6 protein-coding genes are annotated in these 2,674 nt (G+C 59.1%); all 6 read left to right on the forward strand.

Annotated features, from left to right (window positions below):
• Positions 1-231, forward strand: a 231-nt coding sequence (locus ACODSU_RS25215) for a hypothetical protein (protein WP_488845691.1), incomplete at its 5' end; no start/stop codon positions are given.
• A 28-nt stretch (positions 232-259) separates the two neighbouring features.
• Entirely contained in the window at positions 260-904 is a 645-nt protein-coding gene (locus tag ACODSU_RS25220) for a hypothetical protein (RefSeq protein ID WP_488845693.1), read from the forward strand.
• Complete coding sequence (locus ACODSU_RS25225; protein WP_488845695.1) at positions 894-1,496, forward strand: hypothetical protein; 603 nt, start codon at positions 894-896, stop codon at positions 1,494-1,496. Before ACODSU_RS25220 ends, ACODSU_RS25225 begins: the two co-directional genes overlap by 11 nt.
• Positions 1,489-2,028 carry an NUMOD4 domain-containing protein gene (locus ACODSU_RS25230; RefSeq protein ID WP_488845697.1) on the forward strand — a complete coding sequence of 180 codons (540 nt, stop codon included), beginning with the start codon at positions 1,489-1,491 and terminating at the stop codon, positions 2,026-2,028. The genes ACODSU_RS25225 and ACODSU_RS25230 overlap by 8 nt, the downstream gene beginning before the upstream one ends.
• A gap of 261 nt (positions 2,029-2,289) precedes the next feature.
• Complete coding sequence (locus tag ACODSU_RS25235) at positions 2,290-2,448, forward strand: hypothetical protein (protein WP_488845699.1); 159 nt, start codon at positions 2,290-2,292, stop codon at positions 2,446-2,448.
• A partial coding sequence (locus ACODSU_RS25240) for a hypothetical protein (protein WP_488845701.1) occupies positions 2,445-2,674 on the forward strand: 230 nt, incomplete at its 3' end. The genes ACODSU_RS25235 and ACODSU_RS25240, both read left to right, overlap by 4 nt.

Consider the following 2,674-nt stretch of genomic DNA (forward strand, 5'->3'; position numbering starts at 1 on the left):
TACATCGTGGGCGACTGCGAGCGGTGGATTTTTGCTAACTGGGAGCAGTTCCCGGAGCGCATCCGCATCCTGATCCAGCGAGAGGTGGAGGAAGAAATCAAGCGCGACGACGAGGCCCGCGAGGAAGGCCGCGACTACAAGCCGCTGGGCCACGACTGCGACCGGGCGGCCTGGGAGCGTGTTCGAACGCTTTGGAAGCCACAACCCACCCAACACACAGGCCCGCAATAGCGGGTCTTTCTGTTTCTGGAGCCACAAATTGATTGCAGCCCTATACGTAGAAACTGACGGCGCTTACTTTGGCCTGCCTGGCGTTGATCCGTGGGATGAAAAGCGGGACGCCAGGAAATACGCCGGGCCGCATCCGGTTGTAGCGCATCCGCCATGCCAGCGATGGGGGAGGTTCTGGCACGGCAGCACGCGCAAGCCACACCAGTTCAAGCTTGGCGACGATGGCGGGTGCTTTAAGGCGGCGCTGGATGCCGTCCTACGGTTCGGTGGCGTACTTGAGCACCCTTGCGACTCACACGCCTGGGAGGCCCATGGGATTCCCAAGCCACCGCGTTCTGGGGGGTGGATTCCAGTGGCGCAAGGGGTGTGGACGTGCTGCGTTTACCAGGGGCATTACGGGCACTTGGCTGGCAAAGCCACATGGCTTCTGGCAGCAAGGGTGAAATGCCCGCCAGAACTGCGCTGGGGCAAGACCGAGCAGCGCATCCACCCTCGGGCGCTGGAACTGCACGGATACGAGAAAGCCAGGCGCATCGGAATGATGGCCATGGTCGGCGGCAAGGACAAAACACGCATTCGCAATGCCACCCCGGACGAGTTCCGCGAGGTGCTGATTTCCATTGCATCCAGCGCATGCACGACCCATTCACAGAGGATTCCCCATGACCGATAAAACAGACAGCAAGGAGCGCGAGGTGGCCGAGCAATGGCTGCGCGACCGTTACGGCGCCTATCGCGGCCACTTTGCATGGCGCGAGCTGGAAGAAGCATTCTTGGCTGGCCGCGCATCCCTCGCAGCAAGTGCGGTGAGTGGCCCGCTGATGGGCAAGCCGCAAGAAATGCCCGACCTGTCAGCACTGACAGAGCGCGGGGCGAAGGCATGGGCTGGTGTTGATGCGCAGGGGCTGCGGGATGGAGTGGCATCTGTCGCAGCAATTGCCCCAGCACCATCGTGGAAAATCAAAGAGCCCTACACACTGGCAGAGATCAAAGCCAAGATCGCAAGCAACGACTACAGCGCAGAGCTAATGCTGCAGCACGCAATGCTGCATCTTGACCGACTCGCAGCAAGTGCGGGGAGTGAGCCAGTGGCGTGGGTCGATGAGCGAGCGCTTGCCTGGCTGGCAAACAGCCGATCGCTCTCTGCAACCATCACCACGAAGCTGGAGAAAGGGAAGTCTTTTGAACGGCCCATGCCACTCTATCTCCACCACTCTCCCCCAGAGGGAATGGTGGGAGGGTGCAACGGAGGATCAAATGATTGAGGAATGGCGCTCAGTGGCTGACATGCCTGCGTATGAGGTAAGCAACCTTGGACGCGTCAGAAGCATTGATCGCTTGATACCAAATGGTCATGGCGGGTTCACAAAATGCCAAGGTCGCCTACTGACGCCTCGCCCGCAGATGCATGGCTACCCAGTTGTGACGCTGCGCAATGGTAAGTCGGTCCGTGTCGTAGCGCGAGTCCACCGCCTTGTCGCTATCGCCTTCGTGCCCAACCCATTTGGCAAGGAGACTGTCAACCACATAGATTGCAACCGGGCAAATGCGGAAGCGACAAATCTTGAATGGTGCACGCAAAAGGAGAACCTGATGCATTCGCAGAACCTCGGACGCATGCAGCGCAACTACTGGAGCGGGCGCAGGTCACCATCTGCCAGCCTTACCGATGCCACAGCTCGGTCTATCAGAGACGCCTATGCACAAGGAGGTGTTTCTTATGCCGCACTTGCTAAGCGATACGGGACAAACAAGCGAACCATTGGCCGGATCATTTCAGGAGAAACCTATGTGTAACCGCGAATGGCAAAGCATTGCCACGGCGCCGAAGGATGGAACGCCCATCATCGCTTACAGGCCTTCAAGCCCTCCACACATTGAATGCATGAACTGGTGCGCATATGAAGACGCAGACATCCCAGGCGCTTGGCACTGGGCCTATGACGGCGATGCGCCTAGAGAAAATCCGCCCACCCACTGGATGCCCCTTCCTCCCCCACCCACCTCATCTGCGGATAGCAGAAAGGGGGAGTGATGGCTGCCTGCACACACGAAAGCATGACCAGCACTTTTGAGCGCGGCGTGTACTGCTGTCAATGCAACGAGCCATTGGTCGGGTTCTTCTGGCCGGTGTCGCGAAATACGCCAGCAGGTGTGCTGCTTTATGCGCTGCGTAACGCTCAGACCAATGATGCACAACAGGAGCAAAGACCATGACAAACCAACAAGGGGCGCCAGAAGCGCTGCGGCCTGAAATGCTTGACGATCTGATAGAAACGTTTGCGACCGCAGGACTCGGACGTCACAACCTCATGCGTGTGGAGTTGCCACGCCATCAGTGGGCACAGCTCGCCGTTGCACTAAGCCGCCTCTACGCCGAGAACGAGCGCCTTGCCGCCCTGGTAGAGGCACAGCAGTCCACCACTCATGTTCAAAATCCAGC

Source organism: Acidovorax sp. FG48, from assembly GCF_057809085.1.

Excerpts from the sequence above, each read along its gene's own strand:
- ACODSU_RS25225 (WP_488845695.1), top strand. The coding sequence starts at position 894 with ATGACCGATAAAACAGACAGCAAGGAGCGCGAGGTGGCCGAGCAATGG.
- ACODSU_RS25230 (WP_488845697.1), top strand. The coding sequence starts at position 1,489 with ATGATTGAGGAATGGCGCTCAGTGGCTGACATGCCTGCGTATGAGGTA.
- ACODSU_RS25235 (WP_488845699.1), top strand. The coding sequence starts at position 2,290 with ATGACCAGCACTTTTGAGCGCGGCGTGTACTGCTGTCAATGCAACGAG.